We start from the raw sequence: 3,642 nt of genomic DNA, 5'->3' as shown, positions 1-3,642 counted from the left end.
CATTGCGAGGAGTGAGCGACGTGGCAATCTGTATAAGCTTTGTTCTAAGTCTCAGTTTTGGTATTGTTTTAAAAAAAAGGATGCCGTTTCAATCCCTAACGCGTTCATACCAGCTATGCAAGTATCTCGCAACCAAGTGCGGTTTTATCGAGCCATGTTATTTATAGGCATATAATAGGGTGTGTATTTAAAAAGCAAATCCACAAAAACAATAAAGGCTCAACGCGCTTTTTAAAGTTTCATGACCATTACAATCAAAAACCGGCCGGCCACCTTGGAGGCTTAGTGAGATAAAAAACAACAGATACTTCTTTTCTTGTCCTAGATAAAGATTCTGTGAGTCTCAACGGGCACCCTCTGCGTATCTCTGTGAAAACCCTGCGCATCTCTGCGCAACAATTTTCAGCAACCGGTCCCAGCTTTGCGCCTTAGCGCCTTTGCGCTACAAAACCCGGTCATTATCAGCTTATGGCATAACATCCAAGAAGCACGCAAATCAAATCAAGTTACTCTGGAACGATCCCCCCAATCCGCTATCCTGGTTTCGTCCATAAAAAAGTAGCAATAATAATAAGGACAGGTCTAAAAAGCAAGTAAGCCATCGGAACGGAAAACAAACCTCACCAAAGAGAAAAAAACAACAGTTATAAACACCAGTGAACAAGGCAGTTAAAAAAGAGTTCAAAAAAGAGTGAAAAAAGTCTAGGATATGTAGAAATGAGGAGTATCTTTGCACCCGCTAAGCAAAAGGATACGGATGTATCCAACGGCAAAGCGACGTTCCTAAAAGCATTGAGAAATAAATCAAAAAAAGTTTTAAAAAAGCTTTTTGGGAACAAAAAAGGGTTGTATGTTTGCAGCCGCTAAAAAAGGCACTGCCTTTATAGCGAAGTTCATTCACGATTACGGTAATACTTAAGTAAAAAAGTCGTCAAGAACTTTTTTCAAAAAAAGATTAAAAAAGTATTGTGGGAGTTAAAAAAGGGTTTTATATTTGCACCCGCTTAGCAAGGAAACAAGCTGAGAAAATAAAGAAACAAGTTCATAGACATATTGAATTGACAGCGTAAGAAGTAAATTGGAAACGGTTTACTTCAACAAAGAGAATAGATTATTTTGAGTACTAGAGATTCTGATTAGTTGTTAAGAGCTGTTGCCTTGATTCATCAAGCGCAACACACAAAAATTAACGATGAAGAGTTTGATCCTGGCTCAGGATGAACGCTAGCGGCAGGCCTAACACATGCAAGTCGAGGGGTAACAGGGGGGCTTGCTCCCGCTGACGACCGGCGCACGGGTGCGTAACGCGTATACAATCTACCTTTTGCTGAGGGATAGCCCAGAGAAATTTGGATTAATACCTCATAGTATGCTTGCTTCTCATGGAGCTTGCATTAAAGGTTACGGCAGAAGATGAGTATGCGTCCTATTAGCTAGTTGGTGTGGTAACGGCACACCAAGGCTACGATAGGTAGGGGCCCTGAGAGGGGGATCCCCCACACTGGTACTGAGACACGGACCAGACTCCTACGGGAGGCAGCAGTGAGGAATATTGGACAATGGAGGCAACTCTGATCCAGCCATGCCGCGTGCAGGAAGACTGCCCTATGGGTTGTAAACTGCTTTTATACAGGAAGAAACACCTCTACGTGTAGAGGCTTGACGGTACTGTAAGAATAAGGATCGGCTAACTCCGTGCCAGCAGCCGCGGTAATACGGAGGATCCAAGCGTTATCCGGAATCATTGGGTTTAAAGGGTCCGTAGGTGGATAATTAAGTCAGGGGTGAAAGTCTGCAGCTCAACTGTAGAATTGCCCTTGATACTGGTTATCTTGAGTTATTGTGAAGTAGTTAGAATATGTAGTGTAGCGGTGAAATGCATAGATATTACATAGAATACCAATTGCGAAGGCAGATTACTAACAATCAACTGACACTGATGGACGAAAGCGTGGGTAGCGAACAGGATTAGATACCCTGGTAGTCCACGCCGTAAACGATGGATACTAGCTGTTGGGCCTCGGCTCAGTGGCTAAGCGAAAGTGATAAGTATCCCACCTGGGGAGTACGTTCGCAAGAATGAAACTCAAAGGAATTGACGGGGGCCCGCACAAGCGGTGGAGCATGTGGTTTAATTCGATGATACGCGAGGAACCTTACCAGGGCTTAAATGTAGATTGACAGGTTTAGAGATAGACTTTCCTTCGGGCAATTTACAAGGTGCTGCATGGTTGTCGTCAGCTCGTGCCGTGAGGTGTCAGGTTAAGTCCTATAACGAGCGCAACCCCTGTTGTTAGTTGCCAGCGAGTCATGTCGGGAACTCTAACAAGACTGCCAGTGCAAACTGTGAGGAAGGTGGGGATGACGTCAAATCATCACGGCCCTTACGTCCTGGGCTACACACGTGCTACAATGGTAGGGACAGAGAGCAGCCACTGGGCGACCAGGAGCGAATCTACAAACCCTATCACAGTTCGGATCGGAGTCTGCAACTCGACTCCGTGAAGCTGGAATCGCTAGTAATCGCATATCAGCCATGATGCGGTGAATACGTTCCCGGGCCTTGTACACACCGCCCGTCAAGCCATGGAAGCTGGGAGTGCCTGAAGTCCGTCACCGTAAGGAGCGGCCTAGGGTAAAATCGGTAACTAGGGCTAAGTCGTAACAAGGTAGCCGTACCGGAAGGTGCGGCTGGAACACCTCCTTTCTAGAGAAAGACGACTAAAAAGTATCATACTATTATAAAGGGTAGTTTATTCTCATTGCTGTTAATTTAAGATAAAGATTTAGTAGAGTCTCATAGCTCAGCTGGTTAGAGCGCTACACTGATAATGTAGAGGTCGGCAGTTCGAGTCTGCCTGAGACTACTAACTACTAAATAAAGGAAATTCTAGAAGAAGACTATCCACCAAAAAGTCGGCAACAAGCGACTGCATACTGCAGACTGTGGACTGTCAACTTAAAGAAACGGGGGATTAGCTCAGCTGGCTAGAGCGCCTGCCTTGCACGCAGGAGGTCATCGGTTCGACTCCGATATTCTCCACTATTTAATTGGTTTAGATCAATTAATGAAAGTTCATTGACATATTGAAAAAAGATACATGAAAAAGTACTGTTGGATTTATCCAATAGTATAATAATTGTAAATTAATTGCACTCACAACGAGCGATGTGCAATTAATTAAAACGTTTAGTTTATGGGGTGTAGGAAACAAGGCTTAGTAATTATTTACTGAGAACTGGGACTGAAAACTGTAAACTGAATAGTAACTCATTAAAAAAGCAAAAAGTACAATAAGCTAAATAAGGGCGTATGGGGAATGCCTAGGCTCTCAGAGGCGAAGAAGGACGTGATAAGCTGCGAAAAGCTGCGGGGATCGGCACACACGATTTGATCCGCAGATATCCGAATGGGGCAACCCGGCATATTGAAGATATGTCACCTCGCAAGAGGAGCAAACCCGGAGAACTGAAACATCTAAGTACCCGGAGGAGAAGAAAACAAAAGTGATTCCGATAGTAGCGGCGAGCGAAATTGGATTAGCCCAAACCGGTGTTGTTACGGCAATACCGGGGTTGTAGGACCACAACATTAGAAGCACGATGAATTAGAACCCTTTGGAAAGAGGGGCCATAGACGGT

Annotated in this window: 2 tRNA genes and 2 rRNA genes (1 of these 4 running past the window's edge); all 4 read left to right on the top strand. The window is 44.4% G+C overall.

Features of this window, described 5'->3' with window-relative positions:
• The first annotated feature begins 1,189 nt into the window (after nt 1-1,189).
• Nucleotides 1,190-2,707, top strand: a 16S ribosomal RNA gene (locus tag ABD935_RS16530).
• 86 nt (nt 2,708-2,793) lie between these two features.
• Nucleotides 2,794-2,867: transfer RNA gene (locus ABD935_RS16525), tRNA-Ile, on the top strand.
• 102 nt (nt 2,868-2,969) lie between these two features.
• A tRNA-Ala gene (locus ABD935_RS16520) sits at nt 2,970-3,043 on the top strand.
• Between the two features lie 249 nt (nt 3,044-3,292).
• Nucleotides 3,293-3,642, top strand: a 23S ribosomal RNA gene (locus tag ABD935_RS16515) (it continues 2,477 nt past the right edge of the window).
• The 16S and 23S rRNA genes sit together here with 2 tRNA genes alongside, the layout of an rRNA operon.

Origin of the sequence: Algibacter agarivorans, assembly GCF_039543245.1 — a bacterium.
Taxonomy (GTDB): domain Bacteria; phylum Bacteroidota; class Bacteroidia; order Flavobacteriales; family Flavobacteriaceae; genus Algibacter_G; species Algibacter_G agarivorans.
Note: the sequence above shows the minus strand (reverse complement) of the source record. Positions and strands in the feature narration are given on the sequence as shown.